The following is a 19,797-nucleotide window of genomic DNA, read 5'->3' as shown; positions in this document are numbered from 1 at the left end:
CCGATGGTAGTGTGGGGTTTCCCCATGTGAGAGTAGGTCATCGTCAAGATTAAATTCCAGAACCCCTGATTGCTAACGCAATCAGGGGTTTTGTTTTTGTATAAGTCCATGATTTTCACCGGCACGTTGCGAAAGCAACGGGCAGGTACACAGAATTTCTTGACGACCATAGAGCATTGGAACCACCTGATCCCATCCCGAACTCAGCAGTGAAACGATGCATCGCCGATGGTAGTGTGGGGTTTCCCCATGTGAGAGTAGGTCATCGTCAAGATTGAATTCCGAAACCCCTGTCTGCTAACGCAGACAGGGGTTTTGTCGTTTAAGGGCTACGTCACCTACAAACGAGAACTGCTCAACCCTTGCGTGCCTTACCGCTTCGCCTGGCCAGTAACTTGCGCCACCAGATATAGATGCCGGTAGCAGACAACATCGCGATCACAAGCCCCAGCAGCGCAATCAATAATTGCCCCATCGTCCCAATTATCCTGCCACCATGGATCGGTAGCTGCAGCCGATAAAAGCGCTCTCCCAACGTACCTTGCCCCGCTATTTCTTGTCCTAACAAACGCCCATCTGTTCCATGGAAAAACAACCAGGATTTCCCATGAGCCTGCGTATCATGTCGCCCAAAACCAGCCCCGTAAAAGTTGTACTCAAAGCTGTAATACAACTCCCCAATCGCCGCTGTAAGCCCCAGCCGCTTGCCTTCCTCCTGCGCCCGCTCATAGGCCTGTTGATAACTCAATTGCGTCACGCCCAATCGTTCGGCCGGTAACCCGCCACGTGCCTCATAGACACTGGCCTGAACCGGTGAAAACAACGAGACAACGGGTTTGAACACCTGGCTTGGCAAATTCATTGCCACGCTGCTGACTGCAATCGGCAACAACAACAACCAAAGCCACAGCCCGCCAGCGCGGTGCAGGTCGAAATTTAACCGGTAAGCATGACCACCCTTGATCTTCCACGCAGTGGCCCACTTCCTCCAGAACGGTTTGCCCCTCGGCAGGGTCAGCCACAGCGCAATAAAGCAATCGAACACCCATGCAATAGCCACAAACCCCATCAGCCACAAGCCCCAATTTCCCGGCAGCGTCAGGTTGTAGTGAAACTCCAGAATGAACGGAATGAGATTCTCACGCTGAAAGCAGCACGCGCCCCAAAAGCGCCGCCCCATTTCTTCACCACTGACCGGATCGAGATAGAAAACCTGGTTAGGCTCATCAAAGGGTTTGCCGGTCGCTGGATCGTTTCGCGCAACTGCCGCCAACATAGCGGTATGACCGGTCTCTTGTGGATACTCCATGTACCAGACTTGCAGCTTGGGATGCTGCCCCTGCAGGGTGTTCACCAGTTCACCTGGCGGTAATGCCGAACCCTTGGCTGTTGCTTCATAGAACTTGGGATTGAGCCTTTCATCCAGCTCATGGTTAAACGCTAAAAGGCTGCCCGTGATCCCCGCCATCATTAGAAACAACGCCGTCGCCAACCCGATATAGCGATGAAGTAAAACCAGCAATGCACGCATTAAATTTTCCTGCAAAGACCACAAAGCCAGCGCCTGGAATCAGGAACTGGCTTTGTATGAATCGAGAGGGGTTAGAACTGGTAGCTCACCGTCGCACTGACGTTGCGCTCTTCACCCAAATAGCAGAAGTTCAGGCTGGCACACAACGCCACGTAAGACTCATTTGTCAGGTTGTTGGCATTCAGGCGTACATCCACGCCCTTCAGGCCTACCTTGCCCAAGTCATAACCCATCGAGGCGTCAAATAGCGTGTAGGAAGGCACCTTCATGGAGTTCTCCGCATCCGCCCAGCTGTAGCCGACGTAACGAACACCGCCACCGAGTCGAAGACCATCCAGGGCGCCGCTGTCGAATTTGTAGTCTGCCCACACCGAAGCCATATGGCGCGGCGCCTGGGTTGGCGAATTTCCCTTGTTCTCGATCACGTTATCCGCAGTACTCAACGTGCTGACCATCGACTTCGAATACTCGATGTCTGTGAGGGTATAGCTGCCCAACACTTTGAGGTTGTCGGTCAACTGCATGTGCGCTTCCAGCTCCAGGCCCTGGGAGCGGACAGCGCCTACAGCGCGATAGAAATTTTCCTGCGGCAGCTTGGTCGCGAGATTTTCCTGATCAATGCGGAACAATGATGCAGTGAACAAGTTGTCGGTACCCGGCGGCTGGTATTTCAAGCCCATCTCCCACTGGGTGCCATCGGTAGGCGCCAAGGGGTTGCCAGCACTGTCCGAATAGGAATTGGGGTTGAAGGATTCGGAATAACTGACGTATGGCGCAAGACCGTTATCAAACAGGTAAAGCGCTCCAGCCCGCCCAGTCAGCTTGGTACGTTTATCACTGATCTCAGTGCCCAACGGCCGTCCCGCTTCAGCAATGCGGTTTTCATCGGAGGTTTCAACCCAGTCCTGACGCAGCCCGAGGGAGAACCGCCATTTGTCCATCTCAATCAGGTCCTGCAGGTAGACACCGGTCTGCTCAAGCCGACGCAGATAACTGGTCGGGCTGTAATAGCTGATCTCGGCATTGCCGTACACCGGATTGAACGCATTGATTGGCGCAAGAGAGCCGCTGCTCCAGTCCACAACGGTTTTGCGCCGTTGATAATCCGCCCCCATCAACACCGTATGCTTCGTCGCGCCGGTAAAAAATTCAGCCTGCAACATGTTGTCGATGATGAACGCATGCAGCTTCTCGTCACCGCCTGAGTAGTAGCGATTCAACTCATTGCTGGTGGGCGTGGTCCAGCCATAGGCATACACCTGGTCCAGCCGAACCTTGGAATCCAAATACCGAAAGTTTTGCCGTGCGGTGAAAACATCATTGAAGCGATGCTCAAACTGGTAGCCGAACGACTGTTGATCACGCTTGTACCCGTCAATGCCCGGCTCGCCCTCAAAGAAGTGATTGGTGATCCGCTGGCCGTTACGCTGGTGCAACGCGCCATCTGCCGGCATGCCACCGTGATAGCCACCGTCAGGATCGTGCTGCAGATAAGCCTGGAGCGTGAGGGATGTGTCATCGGTAAAGTCGATGCTCAAGGTAGGCGCCAGCGCGTAGCGTTTTTCCTTGGCATGGTCGAATTGCGTGTCGGACTTGTCCGCAAGCCCGGTCAGTCGATAAGCAATACGTTTGTCGTCATCCACCGGCCCGCTGAAGTCGAAACCCATGCCTCGCTGCCCTTGCGAACCCATGGTGGCCTGCACTTGATGGTAAGGCTCAAACAACGGTTTCTTGCTGGTCAACGCCACCAGCCCACCCGGCGAGCTGCGTCCGTACAACACCGACGACGGGCCCTTGAGAATATCTACCCGCTCGAGGAAATACGGGTCCACCTGCATGGTGCTGTAGGTGCCGCTGTCCCCCATGGACTTCAAGCCGTCCAGGTAGATGTTATCCACCGAGCCGTCGTTGAAACCACGCATCGCCACGTAGTCATAACGGTGAGTGGCGCCATACGGGTTGGTCAGCACCCCGGGGGTATAGCGCATTGCCTGAGCGACCGTTTGCGAGCCCTGGTCATCCATCTGCTCGCGAGTCACCACTGAAACTGTCTGGGATGTCTCCAGCAGCGCGGTACTGGTCTTGGTGGCGATCTGGCTGTGAGTCGCGTTATAGCCGTCCGTGCTGCCCAAGGCGTTACCGAGGGCGAAGCCTTTGATGTCGGTGGTTGGCAAGGTCAGCGCCTCGCTCTCGGGTGGCGCCTGCAATACGAAACTTACGTCGTCCTGGGCTTGCGCCTGCAAACCCGACCCGTCGAGCAACCGGCTCAAGCCCTGTTCGGCAGAGTACTCACCGTGCAGCCCGGGAGACTGGCGGCCCTGAGTCTGCGCAGGCGTGCTGGAAAGGGTGATACCTGCCTGACGGGCAAACTGATTGAGCACATCGCTCAACGGGCCTGCCGGGATGTCGTAGCGCTGGCTGATGCGCTCGACCCCGCTGTCAGCCGCGACGCCGGCCACCGGCAGCAAGCCAATGCCCATCGTGGTCGATAGCAGCGCTGCACGTACGGCTTTACCGAGCAAAGGGCAGGAAGAGGGTGATTTACTGAAAAAACGCACAGTCATTATCGAGATCCGTAGAGGTCGCTGAAGGCAGATTGAATTGCTTACTGTCTAAGCCGAACTCACGGAAAAAAGCCGCCAAAAATAAATCAGGCCTGACGCTCCAGGCTCACCCACCAGCGAGTGCGATAGCGCAGGCGTACAGGCAGCGTCTGTGGCAGGATCGCCAACAGCTTTTCAGTGTCTTCCAGGCGAAAAACACCAGACAAGCGCAAGTCTGCGATATTACTTGAACAACCCAGATAACCATGACGATAGCGCCCCACTTCCGCCAGGAAGTCGGCAAGACGCATGTTGCGGGTGACGATCAAGCCGTCGGCCCAAGCGCCTGTATCCATATCTGCAGGCGGCGCCAGAACGGCCTCGTTCTGACGGACCAGGTAGCTTTCTCCTGCATGCACTTGAGTGAACAAGCCGTCGGCCGTATGCGGTGAATGAATTGCCACGTTGCCTGACGCGACGCTCAAGCGTGTGCAATCACCTTCCTGACGCACCACAAACCGCCCGTCGATACCTTCGAACAAACCATGGCGGGTGCGAACCAGCAGCGGTGCAGGCGCAGCGGCGCCGCAGGTCACCAGGATTTCACCGCGTACCAACGTGATCAAGCGTTGCCGTGGGTTGAAGTCCAGGTTCACTGCGCTGTCGGTATTGAGCTGCAGGCGTGTGCCATCCGGCAGTTGCACGCTACGGCGTTCGCCAGTGGTGGTGGCCAGGTCTGAGGTCCAGCGCTGCCAGCCGGTGACGTCTCGGCTGACCCATGCCGCCGAACCTATCAACAGAACGCCGGACAAAACCTTCAGCGCTTGCCGACGACCAAGGCGCTGGGCACTGTTCTCCAGCGCCACATGGGCGCCGGGAATTGCCGCCAACTGGCTGCTCAACTCATGTTGCAGTGCCTGCACGCGCTGCCAGGCCAGCTCGTGTTCATGATGTGCCTCGCGCCAGTGCTCGCATTGCGCCTTCAGGCGCACGTTCGCGCGATTGTTACGCAGGCGCAGCATCCAGCTGATGGCCTGCTTGACCACCTGCGGGTCGGGCCCGGAGCGCACCGCGCTATCCATCGCAGTCATGCCTCATACCGCAGCACATAACAGTGGTACAGCGCCTCGGCCACATATCGCTCCACCGAGCGCAATGACACGTCCATCTGCTGTGCAATCTGCTTGTAGGTCATCCCGTCGCACTGAGCCAATAGAAACGCCTTGCGCACCTTGGGCTTGAGTCCGTCCAGAAGCCGGGCGATGGACTCCAGCAATTCCAGAATCAACGCACGCGCTTCTACGCTCGGTGACATGGCCTCGGGCAAATGGGCAATGGACTCCAGATAAGCCCGCTCGATTTCTTCGCGCCGCCAGTGATCAATCACCAAGCCCCGGGCGATGGTGCGCAAGAAGGCGCGGGGCGCCTTGAGCTCGAAGCGTTCGGTTTTTTGCAGCAGGCGCACGAACGTGTCCTGGGCCAGGTCCGCAGCATCCGCGGCATTGCCCAGACGGCTGCGCAGCCATGTGTTGAGCCAGCCATGATGGCTGCTGTAAAGCGTCTGTACTGCGAACTCTGAAGAGGGCATTCACACGGCCTGGCAAAGCGTCACAAATGATAATTAGTCGCATTGTCGGCAACGCTGAAAATTTTTGCAACTCCCGACCTCAGATGGCTACCGCTGGTCGGCTTCTGACGCAAAAAGAGGATGCTTCTCACAAATCTCTAAGATTTATCCTGACGTGGCCGACAGCCTGACGAGCCATGCGTGCACCGAAATAGAGCAGTCTCAGAGTCTGCCTATACCGTTACATGGAATGTTGCATCCGGCACGCTCACCCCCTTTTGGCAAAAAGAAGTCAATGAAATGAATCTTAAGTTCAGTCATAAAATTCTGTTGGCCGCGTCAGGCGTCGTGGTTCTGGCCTTCGCGTTATTCACGTTCTACAACGACTATCTACAGCGCAATACCATCCGGCAGAACCTGGAGTCGTCCATTCAGCAATCCGGTGAACTCACCGCCAGCAGTGTGCAGAACTGGCTCAGTGGCCGGGTACTGGTACTGGAAAGCCTGGCGCAAAATGTGGCCCATCAAGGCAGCGCTGCCGATCTGCCGGGGTTGGTCGACCAATCGGCATTTACCTCCAACTTCCAGTTCACCTACGTCGGTTCCACCAATGGTGTGTTCACCCAACGGCCCGACGCCAAAATGCCCGATGGCTACGACCCACGTCAGCGTCCCTGGTACAAACAGGCCGTGGCCGCCGACAAGACCATGCTCACGCCGCCCTACATGGCAGCGGTGGGTGGGCTGATCGTGACCATCGCCATGCCCGTGAAAAAGAATGGTGAATTGCTTGGCGTGGTTGGCGGTGACCTGAGCCTGCAAACCCTGGTGAAGATCATCAACTCGGTGGACTTCGGCGGCATTGGCCACGCGTTCCTGGTCAGTGGTGATGGCCAGGTAATCGTCAGCCCGGACCAGGACCAGGTGATGAAAAACCTCAACGACATCTATCCGAGCACGAATGTGCGCATCGAGAAGGTCAATCAGGAAGTCGTCCTCAATGGCCAGGAACGGATTCTGTCCTTCACCCCGATCAGCGGGTTGCCGAACGCAGACTGGTACATCGGCCTGTCGATCGACAAAGACAAAGCCTACGCACCGCTGGGCAAGTTCCGCACCTCGGCGTTGATCGCCATGTTCATTGCGGTCGCCGCCATCGCAGTCTTCTTGAGCCTGCTGATCCAAGTCTTGATGCGCCCGCTCACCACCATGGGCCGCGCCATGCAGGACATTGCCCAGGGTGAAGGTGACCTGACCCGCCGCCTGACCGTGGAAAGCAAAGATGAATTCGGTGATTTGGGCAGTGCTTTCAACCAATTCGTCGAGCGTATTCACGCGTCAATTTCCGAAGTTTCCTCGGCTACTCGCCAGGTGCATGACCTGTCCCAGCGGGTAATGGCCTCCTCCAACGCCTCGATTGTCGGCTCCGACGAACAGAGCGCCCGCACCAACAGCGTGGCCGCGGCGATCAATGAGCTGGGGGCCGCCACTCAAGAAATCGCGCGCAACGCCGCCGACGCTTCGCAACACGCCAGTGGTGCCAGCGAGCAGGCCGATGACGGTCGCAAGGTGGTGGAGAAAACCATCTTGGCGATGTCGGAACTGTCGCAAAAAATCAGCCTGTCCTGCATGCAGATCGAAACCCTGAATGCCAGCACCGACAACATCGGCCACATCCTGGATGTGATTAAAGGCATCTCCCAGCAAACCAACCTGCTGGCTCTAAACGCCGCGATTGAAGCGGCGCGCGCCGGTGAAGCCGGGCGTGGGTTTGCCGTGGTGGCCGATGAAGTGCGCAACCTGGCGCACCGCACCCAGGAATCGGCGGAAGAGATCCATAAAATGATCACCTCGCTGCAGATTGGCTCACGCGAGGCGGTGACCACGATGAACGCCAGCCAGACCTCCAGTGAAGAAAGCGTCGAGGTCGCCAACCAGGCCGGTGAGCGCCTGGTCAGCGTGACTCAGCGCATCGTCGAGATCGACGGGATGAACCAGTCGGTAGCGGCCGCCACCGAAGAGCAGACCGCCGTGGTAGAAACCCTCAACGTCGACATCAACCAGATCAACCTGCTGAACCAGCAGGGCGTGGCCAACCTTAACGAAACCTTGAAGGATTGCGACGCGTTGTCTCAACAGGCCAACAGGCTGAAGCAGTTGGTCGACAGCTTCAAAATCTGATCGATGAACCTGTAGGCGCGAGCTTGCGCGTGAAGAACCTCGACGATAACGCGGTGCTATCAGACAGCCCCGTGTTGCCTGTACGTTTTTCGCGAGCAAGCTCGCTCCACAGTTAAGGTTGGGCAAACATCCCTTGCACATTCTCCAGTGCGTTGTCGGCAAATGCCTGGACGAACTGCTCAAACCCTCTGGCACCCGCGTCAACCGGTTCGGCGATGATCGTCCAGGTCACCCTTGAACAGCCTTCCCCCGAAGCCTCCACACTCATGGCTGCCCACAGCCGGGCCACGCCGAGGGTGTTGTAAATCGTCGTCCAGGTCATCTGCATGGCCTGTTCGTCCCGGCTGTTGAGTTGCTCCACCACCAGGTTTCCATCGTTGAAAAACTTCTTGCGCAGGCACCCTGCGCCCGTGCCAGTCATGTCGATGCGGGACAAGGCCGGGATAAATTTATCAAAGCCAGCAAAGTCACCGACCACCGCCCACGCACGCGCGGCATTACAGGCAACCACCACTGAAGACACCACGGGCTTGGCGCAAGGGTTGTGAATCAACGTATCGGGTTTCATAAGGTTTTCCTTTGGTTGTTCCTGATCACAGGAAGCCGATGCTTTTGAGGTATTCGCAGCCCTTGCGTAACAACGCCGGGGTTTTCTCGGGGTAGCGCGCGCCCATCTGCTCTACGCCACGCCGTGTGTTGTCATGGCGGATCAACGAGGTATCGCCGATGTCCTCGCCGAAGCCATTGAGGTAAAAACCCAGCACGGCGAACAACGCGTTGCGGCTGTCCACCGTGTGCAGGTGACGTTGCCACTGGGCGACACTCACCAATTCGAAGGCATGACCGGCCTGGCGAAATGCATCGACGTAGGATTCCCAGCTCAAGGGTTGCGGATTGTGCAGGTTGAACACGCAACCCTGCGGTTCGCAGCGACTGCTGTGAAACGCAACAAACCGCGCGAGAAAGTCCACGGGCATCAAGTCAAAGTCCAGCTTAAGGTGGGGCATCAGGCCCAGTTGCAGCGAGCCTTTGAGCATCAACATCAGGCGATTTTTCTGTGGCTCGCAGACACCGTTGCAGCTGTTGAAGCTGATGTTCCCGGGGCGGTGGATATTGACCCATGCACCTTGCTCGGCCGCACGCCCCAGGAGGCGCTCCGCGACCCATTTGGACAGGTTGTAGCCATTTTGGATGTAGAGCGGTGGGGTGGCGGCGGCGGGCGTTTCGAGTACATGGCCCTGGGCATCGACACTACTGGCCGCCGACAGCGTCGAGATAAAATTGAAGACTTTTTTGCTCCCGGTTTCACACAGGCGCAGGCATTCGAGCACCGGCTCGACGTTGTCCTTGGCCAGCGTGGCGTAATCCATCACATGATTGACGTGGGCAGCGTTGTGCACCAGCACGCCGAACTGTCCGGCGAGGTACTCATAGGTCTCACTCGACAGGCCAAGGCGCGGCTGACTGATGTCGGCGGCATACACCCGCACCCGGCTCAGGTCCAGGTGTTCCAGGTGATAATCGCGCAGCGCTTCGGCAAACCGCTCAGTCGCGCACTGCCCGGGCCGTTCGCGTACCAGGCACGCCACCTCAAGTGCACCGCCGGCCAGTAATGCCTCGACAAAATGCACCCCGAGAAAACTGTTGGCCCCGGTCACGATCACGTTACGGGGCTCGCCAGCCTGAGCGGTTGGTAGTGGTTGTACGCCCAGCTCACGCATGGCGTCCCGGGTTGCCTGGCTGGTCGGGGCATCGGCTGGCGGCCCGTCGCCCATCAGCGTGGCCAGTGTGCTGACCGTGGGTCTTGCAAAAAACCGCCCGAGGGAGAGGCTGCAGCCGAACTGCTCGCGGATACGCAGCAGCATCGTCGACAACAGGATCGAATGACCACCGAGGTTGAAGAAGCTGTCGTGCATCGACAGCTGCGTGAGCGGCACGTCCAGCAACTCGCTCCAGAGCTTGAGCAACTGCACTTGCATCGGCGTGTGCGGTTCACCGTGCTGGATGGTTGGCAGCGGTTGAGTCGGTAACGCAAGCAATGCATGCCGGTCGATCTTTGCGTTGTGGTTGCACGGCAAGCTCGCAAGCTCCGTGCACAGGGTGGGCTGCTGATAGTCCGGCAGCGCCTGCCGGGCATACTGCTGGAGTGCAGCCAGGGCGCCCCGAGCCTTGGGCTGCGCGACAAAGGCCAGGATCCGCCGATCACGGTCAATCACCACGGCCACCTGGCGAAACAGCTGACTGCTGCGCAGGCATTGTTCGATCTCTTGCGGTTCGACCCGCAAGCCACGGATCTTCACTTGCTGATCCCGGCGCCCGCCCAGCTCGATGCCGTTTTCCGTCCACTTCGCCAGGTCGCCGCTGCGGTAGGCGCGCAAGGACTGGCCGTCCGGCAGCACCAGTTCGACAAAATGCTCGGCGGTCTGCCCAGGCTGGTTCAGGTAACCAAGGCTGACACCCGGGCCGACGATGTACAGCTCGCCCAACACCTGCTCATCCACCGGTTGTAGTTGTTCATCGAGGATCAGCACCTGGCTGTTGGCGATCGGCATACCGACGTTGCGATTGCTATCGCCTGGCTGCAACGTGCGGTGAGTCACCAGCACGGTGGCTTCGGTGGGCCCGTAGAAGTTGTGCAAGCGGCACTGTCCCGCCAGCCGTTCGATGACATTGGGTTCGCACACCTCACCTCCGGTTATCACGTGCGCCAGGCCCATGGACTGACCCAGCGGCAGGATGCTCAGTAACGCCGGCGGCAGGAAGGCATGCGTAACGCGTTGGCGATGGATCAGCTCCACCAGTTGCTGCGGGTCGCGTCGCTGGTCCTCACTGGGCACGATCAATTCGGCACCCGCGATCAGGCACGGGAAGATATCAATCAGGGACGAGTCAAAACTCAAGGACGAGAATTGCAAGGCCCGGCTGTGCTCGTCCAGTTGTACATGGGCACCGAACCACGCGGTGAAATGGGCCAGGTTGTGCTGACTGAGCAGCACGCCTTTGGGGTGGCCGGCAGTGCCTGAGGTGTGGAGCACCATGCATGGGGCATCCATGGACGGGCGCTGGCGCATTAGCGCTGCGTTGTCGTGAGTGTCGAGGGTGCTGACATCCACTGCAGCAAAACCATCGCGCAGTGGGTGCTTGCCATCATCCAGCAGCACCGAGACGCCGGCGTTTTCCAGCATGGCCTGCTGGCGTTGCAGCGGGTGGCCCGGCTCCAGCGGCAAGTACACCGCGCCGCAGCCCAGCACTGCAAGGATGCTGGCGTACAGCTCCAGCGACTTACCCAGGCAGACGCCAATCACCGGTGGTGTATCGAGGGGCCCAAGCAGAGGCCACAGGCGTTGCTGGATCGCCAGGCTCTTGCGATGCAAATGTTGATAAGTCAGCCCATTGCCGGCGATGTTCAGGGCCGGGCGGTGGGCGAAGGTTCTAAGGCTGTTTTCCAGGCGCTCGATCATAGGTACCTGGCTTTGTTGCTGCAGCGCCAGGTCGGTGGTCTGGTTAAAGCGATGCAGGTACGCCAGCGACGCGAGCGCTTGCAGACCGTGTTCCGGGTTATCGGAGGCGATGGCGGTCTGCGAGAAATAGCCTGCATCCCGGGAAAACCCACTCACCTGCTGGGCCACCCAATCCACCAGGGCGCTTACTGCCTGTTGACGCAACCGTTGCCCATTGCCACAGGCTTCGCCGGCAATGTCCAGGGTCGCCAGAAGTCGCCGTGAGTGGGCGTAACACCTGAACTGCAGGGTCGGTAGTGCGCAGGCGTTCAACGCTCCCATACCCAGGCGCAGGCTCATCGACGCCGCGCAGGTCAGGCCTGGCGGAACCGCCTCGCTACCGTCATCAATCAGCAGGTCGACGTGTCGTGCATTCTGTGGCTGCACCAACCCATGACCGTATTGCCCAAGCGTCTGGCTGATCTCATTCAACGCTGCGCTGAACCCTGCCAGCCCAATTTCCAGGCGCCTCATGAGTGCTCTCCTGGCGCCGCAAGAAAAGCATCCAGCGCCCGGACCACGCTCGGCGTTTGCAGCAGGCCGCTATGATTCAGGAACCCCATGATATTGCCGATCAGCGGGTGCTGGCGGGTAATGGGAAAGCCCATCGCCTGCACGTCGGCGCGTAGTGCGCAGCGCGTGGCGGCACTGACCTGCAGGTGATCGATCAACTGCAAATCGAAGTTTTTTTGCAGCTCGTGGGTCAAGTAATGCTGGAGGAACACCGGCAGGATCCGGGCGATGCAATCGCGGTCCGATGCGTGTGCAGACTGCCAATAAATACGCACCAGGCGTGTCCAGAAAACCGCATGACGGCCCTCGTCAAACAAGTGGTCGGCCATCAAGCCGCGGATCGATTGCTTGACGCTCTCATCCTTGGAAAACGCTGCCACGTCCTGGGTCACGGTGTTCTCGGCGATGGCCACGGCAATCAGTTCCACGGCGTCGCGCAGGTGTGCGGGCGCCAGCGCCAGCGCGGCCGGCAAGGCTCGGCTCAACTCGATTTGCCCGGGCAACTCCAGGGCGGGGATGCCGGTCATCGCAACCGTCTGTTGCATGAAGTCGAGGGCGACGAGGGCGTGGTAATCCTCATCCACCACTACGGTCATGGCGTCGTAGCGACAGGCGAGCGGGAAGGGCACTGAAAAGCGGTTCTTGGCAATGCTGCGGGCGGTCTTGTCGACGATCTCTGTTTCAAAGATCACCACGTCGTTGATGAATTTGTAGAACGTCTGCAGCAAGACAAAATCCCGCTGCTGCGGGCATTGCTCTACAAAGGTCGCGCTCAGTACCAACGGTTGTCGGCTCAAGGGATAGATCAGCTTGTGGTCGTTTTCCAGCAAGCGGCGGGGGCGGGTGCGGATCGTCGCGCGACGCTCCCAGTCGTCGGCACATGAGCGGTAATCGGCAGGGTTCATACACTCACCTCAGGCAGGCGCTGATGCAATCCGTCCCATAAGGCCAGCCGGCTTTCCACGGCGCTGAGGGCGGTACTGTTGGCCTGCCGCTCGCGACTTGGGTCGGCGAGGGTGAGGCGTTCCAGCAATTGCGCTGCCGCCGGGCCATGCTCCTGGGCGTCGAGTTCAATGTGGCGCTTGAGGTAGTGGCAGAAGGTCGGAGCCTGGCGGTGAAGCATCTCGCACCCCTGCAGAATGCGTTTGAACATCGCCGGGATAACGCTCTCACGACCATGGAGGAAGGCTGCCGCCACACAGTGGGTGGGTGCGGCCAGGGCAACCTGCAGCGTGCTTTTGACGAAACAGGCCACGGCAGGGTGGACGTCGATTTTTTGCAGGGCGGTTTCTGCATCGTTGCCGTCACGTTGCAGGGTGATGAATTGATCGATGGCCGTGGTGCTCGCGCCGACTTCACGCATGGCTTGCAGATACAACTCGAAGTGACTGCCGTGTCCGTGACCGGGATATTCGTCCGACTCCTCGCCCAACACGATCTCATTGATCAGGCGTGCCGCTTGTGGGTCTGGCGGCGGCAACCACGGCAGGCGCATTCCGGTAAGGTCATGTTGCAGGCGTTTGATCAGGGTCATGAAGTCCCAAACGGCGAATACATGGTTTTCCATAAAGTATCGCAATGTTGGAAGCGTATTAATTTGTGTAAATATTGGATGATTGTGCAACTGCTGCTTTTTTTGTTTAAGACGGTGTAAGTTCTGGAACATAGTTGATGCCTATAAGTCGTTGTTTCTTCCCTGATAACAGGCAGCCACGTGCTGTTATTGACTAAGCAAACAGCACGCTGTGACAAAACACCAAAGCTTTATTTAAAGGAACGCCACGCGCAGTGACGCCCGAGCAGGGTTCACGCTGTCGATTGGGGAGAATTGGGGTATGGGTAATAATCTAATTAAGTATTCAGGCGGTTTTTTTGTTTTATAAGTCTTTCGAGTAGAAATATTGCTGTAGTTGAATGGCTCTGCGAAGTGTAGGAAGTGTTCTTTCGAACTAAGGGTTTAACTGGGCGCTGTTGTACGCTGACCTCCATCGGCCAAGGTCGCTTCGCAGCGCTTTGTGGTCGAAGGAGGCGTCCTGGTTCCACGGAGAATTTACAGCGCGGCGTTCTCTTCAGCCTCTTCAAGACTTTTGAGGTAGCCGGTAATCACCTCCATGCCGCGGGTGAGGTGGTTGCGCAAGGTCAGGATGCTTTCGTCGACCTTCTTTTCAGCCACCAGGCCCAGCAGTTCGCGGTGGTCTTCCTGAGACGTCTTGCCCAGGCCCATGGCTTCGAGGTTGAAGCGCAGGAAACGCTCCTCTTCGTTCAGGCCGTGCTCCACCAGCTTGAGCAACCGCTGATTGCCCGCCTTGCCATACAGCGCCATGTGGAAAAGGCGGTTGAGGCGGCCGATTTCGGTGTAGTCGCTTTCCCGTTCCAGCGCGTCGATAAAGGCGCCGGCCTGGGCAATGTCATCGGGCGTGAGCAGGGGAATCGACAAGCGCAGCGCTTCGGACTCCAGCAGCATACGCAGCGCGTAGGTTTCCGCCGAATGGTCCTCTATCAGCGGCGCCACCACTGCCCCTTTGTGGGTAACCACGTGCAGCAGCGACTGCGCTTCCAGTTGGCGCAAGGCCTCGCGCACCGGCATCCGGCTAACCCCGAACAAGCTGGCCAGCTCTTGTTGGCGCATGGCAGTACCGCAGGGCAAGCGGCCATCCAGGATGGCGTTGCGCAATGTTTCTTCAATCACGGAGCGAGCGAGATGGGCGGGGATAGGCCCGCTGATCTGGATGCTGCTCAAAGGGTTCGGCTTCTGCGTCACGACTACGCTATCCTCCTTTTCAGGCTGAGGTGGCTAATTGGATCCAATGCACACTAGTGATTGTCTACAAGCTTGTCAAACGGGCAAAGTTTCGGCTTGTAAGCGACTCAACAGCGCGTTCCACACGCCCACAGCCCCCATTTGTCAGGTCTTACAGGCAAAACGTCTGCGCTGCTCATTTTATTCCTGCACATCGCGGCGATAGCGGTATTGCTGCATATCGTTATTCACTAACGGTATTTAAATTGCTGTTCTTATGACTATAAAGTCACTCTCCTGACCGTCCGGGAGTGAACTCATGTGCGCCACCTCTACTGTTCCAACAGCGACCGACACCACCCAAACCTTTGACATCCGCGCATTTTCGGGCAGCGTCGGCGCCGAGATCATTGGCCTGGACCTGACCCGCCCGGTCGGCGACCAGGACTTCGCCCGCATTCACCGCGCGCATCTGGACCATCACGTCGTCGTGTTCCGCGACCAGCGCATCACCCCCGAGCAACAGATCGCCTTCAGCCGCCGCTTCGGTGTGCTGCAAATCCATGTGCTCAAACAATTCCTGCTGGCCAACCACCCGGAGATCCTGATCGTCTCCAACATCATCGAAAACGGCCAATCCATCGGCCTGGGAGACGCGGGCAAGTTCTGGCACTCGGACCTCTCCTATAAAGAACTGCCCAGCCTGGGCTCGATGCTGCATGCCCAGGAGCTGCCATCCGAGGGTGGCGACACGTTGTTCGCCGACATGCACAAAGCCTGGGACAACCTGCCCGAGCCCTTGCGCAAGGCGGTAGAAGGCCGTAGCGCCGCGCATTCATACATCGCACGCTACAGCGAAACCAAGTTCGAAGGTAACTGGCGCCCGACCCTCACCCCCGAGCAACTGGCTCAAGTGGCGCAAGTGGTGCACCCCATCGTGCGTACCCATCCGGAAAATGGCCGCAAAGCGTTGTTCGTCAGTGAAGGCTTCACCACCGGCATCGTCGGCCTGCCGGAGGACGAAAGCCGCGACCTGCTGGCCCAGCTCTACGCCCACAGCGTGCTGCCGGAAAACATCTACCGCCACCAGTGGCAGCCCCACGACATGGTGTTCTGGGACAACCGCTCGCTGATCCACCTGGCGGCCGGCTGCCCGAGCCACCTGCGGCGCAAGCTGTTCCGTACCACTATCCAGGGCGATGCGCCTTTCTGATCCGGAGCCTGACCATGTCCAAGAAAATTCCATTTGCGCGTCTGGCCGCCACGGTTGGCCTGGGCGTCAGCCTGCTGGCCGGCAGCCTCGTCGTACCTGCCGCCGCCCAGGCTGAAGGCGAGATTCGCATCGCCGAGCAGTTCGGCATCGTCTACCTGCTGCTCAACGTGGTGCGCGACCAGAACCTGATCGAGAAATACGGCAAGCAGGAAGGCATCGACATCAAGGTCGACTGGACCCAACTGTCCGGCGGCGCCGCCGTCAACGATGCGCTGCTCTCCGGCTCCATCGACATTGCCGGCGCTGGCGTTGGCCCGCTGTTGACCATCTGGGACCGCACCCACGGCAAGCAGAACGTTAAAGCCGTCGCCTCCCTGGGCAACTTTCCCTACTACCTGGTGAGCAACAATCCCAAGGTCAAGAGCATTGCGGACTTCACCGAAAAAGACCGCATTGCGGTACCGGCGGTGGGTGTTTCCGTGCAATCGCGCTTCCTGCAATATGCCGCCGCCAAGCAATGGGGCGACAAGGAGTTCAATCGTCTCGACAAGTACACCGTCGCCGTTCCGCACCCGGATGCCACGGCTGCGCTGATTGCCGGTGGCACCGAACTGACCGGGCATTTCTCCAACCCGCCGTTCCAGGAGCAGGCCCTGACCAACCCGAACGTGCATGTGGTGCTCAACTCCTACGACATCCTCGGCCCGAACTCGCCGACGGTGCTGTTCGCCACCGAGAAATTTCGCAACGACAACCCGAAAACCTACAAGGCATTCGTCGAGGCACTGACCGAAGCGGCGCAGTTCGCCCAGAACGACAAAGGCGCCGCCGCCGACACCTATATCCGCGTGACCAAGGCCAAAATCGACCGCGCCGAGCTGCTGAAAATCATCGACAACCCGCAGTTCGAATTCAGCGTCACGCCTAAAAATACCTACCCGCTGGCGGAATTTCTCTACCGCGTCGGCGCGATCAAAAACAAACCCGAATCGTGGAAGGATTATTTCTTCCAGGACGCCAAGCCGCTGCAAGGGAGCTGACATGAACGCGCCCTTGCAAGGCCACACGGCCAGCAACCCGAAAACCACCGAAGCGCTGCTGGCGGTGGATAAAGTCAGCCTTGAATACCGCACCCCGGAACGGGTCGTGCGGGCCACCCACCAGGTCAGTTTCGAGATCGACCCGGCCGACCGCTTTGTACTGCTGGGGCCTTCGGGCTGCGGCAAGTCCACGCTGCTGAAGTCCATCGCCGGCTTTATCAAACCCTGCGAAGGCGAGATCCGTTTGCTCGGGCAAAAAGTCGAGCAACCGGGCCCGGACCGCATCGTGGTGTTCCAGGAATTCGACCAACTGCCGCCGTGGAAAACCGTCAAGCAGAACGTCATGTTCCCGCTGCTTGCTTCCAAGACTCTCAAGCGTCGCGAGGCCGAAGAGCGGGCGTTGTACTACCTGGAAAAAGTCGGACTCACCGCGTTTGCCGATGCCTACCCGCACACCCTGTCCGGCGGCATGAAAGCCCGTGTGGCGATCGCCCGGGCCTTGGCCATGCAGCCGAAAATTTTGCTGATGGACGAACCCTTCGCCGCCCTCGACGCGCTGACCCGGCGCAAGATGCAGGAAGAATTATTGCTGCTCTGGGAAGAGGTGCGCTTCACCCTGCTGTTCGTCACCCACTCCATCGAAGAAGCGCTGGTGGTGGGCAACCGCATCCTGTTGCTGTCGCCGCATCCCGGACGGGTGCGGGCGGAAATCCACAGCCATCAATACGACCTGCATAGCCTCGGCGGTGTGGAGTTCCAGGCTTCGGCGCGGCGCATTCATCGGCTGTTGTTTGATGAAGCGCCCGAGGTGGAAACCGAACTGGGTTTCGCCGATATCCGCATCGCTTATTGAAGGGTTTGCACCATGCGCCAGGAATATGAAATCACGCTTGAACCGTTGCCGGGTGTTCGCGTCGAGCGCGAGTTGCCGTGGCGTCAGCGGTTATGGCAACAAGGCTGGCTGCGTAAAAGCCTGATCCTGATCGTGCTGGCGATCCTCTGGGAAGCGGCAGCCCGTTATCAAAACAATGACCTGCTGCTGCCGAGTTTCCTGCAGACACTCAGTGCGTTCTACGACGGCATGGCCAGTGGCGAGCTGTTGAGCAAGGTCAGCATCTCGCTGGTAGTGCTGATCAAGGGTTATCTGATCGGCATTGTGCTGGCGTTTGCCCTGACCACGCTTGCGGTGTCGACCCAACTGGGGCGTGATCTGTTGAGCACCCTGACCTCGATGTTCAACCCGTTGCCGGCGATTGCCTTGCTGCCGCTGGCGCTGCTGTGGTTTGGCCTGGGGCAGAACAGCCTGATCTTCGTGCTGGTGCATTCGGTGTTGTGGGCACTGGCGCTCAACACGTATTCGGGGTTTCTCGGTGTCTCGGAAACCCTGCGCATGGCCGGGCGCAATTATGGCCTCAAGGGCATGCGTTTCGTGCTGTTCATCCTGATCCCGGCCGCGCTGCCGTCGATCCTCGCCGGGTTGAAAATCGGCTGGGCGTTTGCCTGGCGCACGCTGATTGCTGCCGAGCTGGTATTTGGCGCTACCAGCGGCAAGGGGGGGCTTGGCTGGTACATCTTCCAGAACCGCAACGAGCTGTACACCGACAAAGTGTTTGCCGGCCTGGCGGTGGTGATCCTGATCGGGTTGCTGGTGGAGAACCTGGTGTTCGACACCCTTGAGCGGGTCACCGTGAAGCGCTGGGGCATGCAACGCTAGTCACCTGCTGTTCCCTGTAGGAGCGAGCTTGCTCGCGAAAAATGCACAGGCGACGCGCCCCTTCAGGGGGCCCGCGTTATCGGCAACGCTCTTCGCGAGCACGCTCGCTCCTACACAAAAGCTTGCTACGATTGCGCCAAGCTCACTCCCCGCTGGGCACGAGTGCTTGGCATGCAATTACCAGATATGAACCTGTTGGTCGCCCTCGACGCCTTGCTCGACGAGGGCAGCGTGGTAGGCGCCGCACGGCGGATGAACCTGAGCCCAGCCGCCATGAGCCGCACCCTCACGCGCATCCGCGAGGCCGTGGGCGACCCGATTCTGGTGCGCGCCGGTCGCGGCCTCGTGCCCACACCCAAGGCGCTGGAGTTGCAAGGCCAGGTGCGCAACGTAGTGGAGCAGGCGGCGCTGCTGTTCCGCTCGGCGGACGAAGTGGACCTGCGTTCCCTGCGCCGTCGGTTCAGCGTGCGCGCCAATGACTTTTTTGTCGGGGTGTATGGCGGCCGGTTGTTCGACACCATGGAACGCATGGCGCCGCTGTGCGAACTGCGCTTCGTCCCGGAAGGCGACACTGATGATGAAGCCCTGCGTGAAGGCCGGCTGGACCTGCGGGTGGGCAACACCATGCCCATCACCCCGGAAGTGAAGGTGCAGAACCTGTTCACCACCACCTTTGTCGGGCTGGCGCGGGAAGGGCACCCGTTGTTCGATGGGGAAATCACCGCCGAGCGGTTCGCCAGCTATTCCCACATCAGCATTTCCCGGCGCGGCATTGCCCGTGGGCCGATCGACACCGCACTCAATGCCCAGGGCCTGGAGCGTCGAGTCGCAATGATCGCCCCTGGATTTCACGGGGCGATGTTCATGCTGCCCGATTCCGACCTGATCCTTCCGGTGCCCAAGGAAGCGCTCTACAGTGCCAATCGCCTGAAGTTGCCGCTGCGGGCGTTTACCCTGCCAATCTCCCTGCCGACCCTGGTGCTGACTCAAGCCTGGCACCCGCGTTTCGACAAAGACCCTGCCCATAAGTGGCTGCGCGAGACCATGCGCGAATGCTGCAATGCGACGTGGCAGGAAGCGCAGCCCACGTGAGTCGCAAGTGAGCTCGGTCAATGTGGGAGCTGGCTTGCCTGCGATGCGGGCGACCGGTTTTTCAGGAATAGCGAGGTGATGCCATCGCGGGCAAGCCCGGCTCCCACAGAGATCGCCTATATTTTGATCATTGCGTCTGGTGCACTTATAAGCTTCCTGTAAG

The 19,797-nt window shown here is 59.1% G+C and carries 15 protein-coding genes and 1 rRNA gene; 7 read left to right on the top strand and 9 right to left on the bottom strand.

The annotated features are described in order from the left end of the window. Window positions 1-158: 158 nt before the first annotated feature. Window positions 159-274, top strand: a 5S ribosomal RNA gene (rrf, locus tag ACZRN6_RS28540). 81 nt (window positions 275-355) lie between these two features. Here the strand turns inward: rrf and ACZRN6_RS28535 are convergent. The 4 genes from ACZRN6_RS28535 to ACZRN6_RS28520 form a co-directional block, all read right to left on the bottom strand. After that, complete coding sequence (locus ACZRN6_RS28535; RefSeq protein WP_464009389.1) at window positions 356-1,531, bottom strand: PepSY-associated TM helix domain-containing protein; 1,176 nt, start codon at window positions 1,529-1,531, stop codon at window positions 356-358. 71 nt (window positions 1,532-1,602) lie between these two features. Next, on the bottom strand, window positions 1,603-4,095 hold the full coding sequence (locus ACZRN6_RS28530) for a TonB-dependent siderophore receptor (RefSeq protein WP_464009388.1): 2,493 nt from the start codon (window positions 4,093-4,095) through the stop codon (window positions 1,603-1,605). Window positions 4,096-4,181: 86 nt separating this feature from the next. Beyond that, window positions 4,182-5,165: a FecR domain-containing protein gene (locus tag ACZRN6_RS28525; RefSeq protein ID WP_464009387.1), complete on the bottom strand. Its 984-nt coding sequence runs from the start codon at window positions 5,163-5,165 to the stop codon at window positions 4,182-4,184. Then, complete coding sequence (locus ACZRN6_RS28520; protein WP_464009386.1) at window positions 5,162-5,662, bottom strand: sigma-70 family RNA polymerase sigma factor; 501 nt, start codon at window positions 5,660-5,662, stop codon at window positions 5,162-5,164. Before ACZRN6_RS28520 ends, ACZRN6_RS28525 begins: the two co-directional genes overlap by 4 nt. Before the next feature lie 279 nt (window positions 5,663-5,941). On the opposite strand from ACZRN6_RS28520, the gene ACZRN6_RS28515 reads away from it, so the two are divergent. Beyond that, window positions 5,942-7,822 carry a methyl-accepting chemotaxis protein gene (locus tag ACZRN6_RS28515; protein ID WP_464009385.1) on the top strand — a complete coding sequence of 627 codons (1,881 nt, stop codon included), beginning with the start codon at window positions 5,942-5,944 and terminating at the stop codon, window positions 7,820-7,822. 112 nt (window positions 7,823-7,934) lie between these two features. On the opposite strand, the gene ACZRN6_RS28510 is transcribed toward ACZRN6_RS28515, so the two are convergent. From ACZRN6_RS28510 to ACZRN6_RS28490, 5 genes are all read right to left on the bottom strand, one after another. Continuing rightward, window positions 7,935-8,390, bottom strand: coding sequence for an SRPBCC family protein (locus ACZRN6_RS28510; protein WP_464009384.1), 456 nt, complete (start codon window positions 8,388-8,390; stop codon window positions 7,935-7,937). 25 nt (window positions 8,391-8,415) lie between these two features. Next, entirely contained in the window at window positions 8,416-11,796 is a 3,381-nt protein-coding gene (locus ACZRN6_RS28505; RefSeq protein WP_464009383.1) for an amino acid adenylation domain-containing protein, read from the bottom strand. Next, window positions 11,793-12,740, bottom strand: coding sequence for a diiron oxygenase (locus ACZRN6_RS28500; protein ID WP_464009382.1), 948 nt, complete (start codon window positions 12,738-12,740; stop codon window positions 11,793-11,795). The genes ACZRN6_RS28505 and ACZRN6_RS28500 overlap by 4 nt, the downstream gene beginning before the upstream one ends. Next, entirely contained in the window at window positions 12,737-13,501 is a 765-nt protein-coding gene (locus ACZRN6_RS28495) for a DUF3050 domain-containing protein (protein WP_464009381.1), read from the bottom strand. Before ACZRN6_RS28495 ends, ACZRN6_RS28500 begins: the two co-directional genes overlap by 4 nt. A 384-nt stretch (window positions 13,502-13,885) precedes the next feature. Next, window positions 13,886-14,596, bottom strand: coding sequence for a GntR family transcriptional regulator (locus ACZRN6_RS28490; protein ID WP_322142691.1), 711 nt, complete (start codon window positions 14,594-14,596; stop codon window positions 13,886-13,888). Between the two features lie 298 nt (window positions 14,597-14,894). Between ACZRN6_RS28490 and ACZRN6_RS28485 the strand changes: the two genes are divergently transcribed. From ACZRN6_RS28485 to ACZRN6_RS28465, 5 genes are all read left to right on the top strand, one after another. Further along, window positions 14,895-15,788 (top strand): TauD/TfdA dioxygenase family protein, encoded by an 894-nt coding sequence (locus ACZRN6_RS28485; protein WP_322142692.1) that lies wholly within the window; start codon window positions 14,895-14,897, stop codon window positions 15,786-15,788. A gap of 14 nt (window positions 15,789-15,802) precedes the next feature. Further along, window positions 15,803-16,828: an ABC transporter substrate-binding protein gene (locus ACZRN6_RS28480; protein WP_464009380.1), complete on the top strand. Its 1,026-nt coding sequence runs from the start codon at window positions 15,803-15,805 to the stop codon at window positions 16,826-16,828. A gap of 1 nt (window position 16,829) precedes the next feature. Further along, a complete protein-coding gene (locus ACZRN6_RS28475; protein ID WP_322142694.1) occupies window positions 16,830-17,681 on the top strand; it encodes an ABC transporter ATP-binding protein in 852 nt (283 codons plus the stop codon). 12 nt (window positions 17,682-17,693) lie between these two features. Further along, complete coding sequence (locus ACZRN6_RS28470; RefSeq protein WP_003218225.1) at window positions 17,694-18,542, top strand: ABC transporter permease; 849 nt, start codon at window positions 17,694-17,696, stop codon at window positions 18,540-18,542. 171 nt (window positions 18,543-18,713) lie between these two features. Further along, on the top strand, window positions 18,714-19,634 hold the full coding sequence (locus ACZRN6_RS28465; protein ID WP_464009379.1) for a LysR family transcriptional regulator: 921 nt from the start codon (window positions 18,714-18,716) through the stop codon (window positions 19,632-19,634). Window positions 19,635-19,797 lie beyond the last annotated feature (163 nt).

This window comes from Pseudomonas sp. A125, from assembly GCF_055409485.1.
This window is presented reverse-complemented; position numbering and strand designations above follow the sequence as displayed.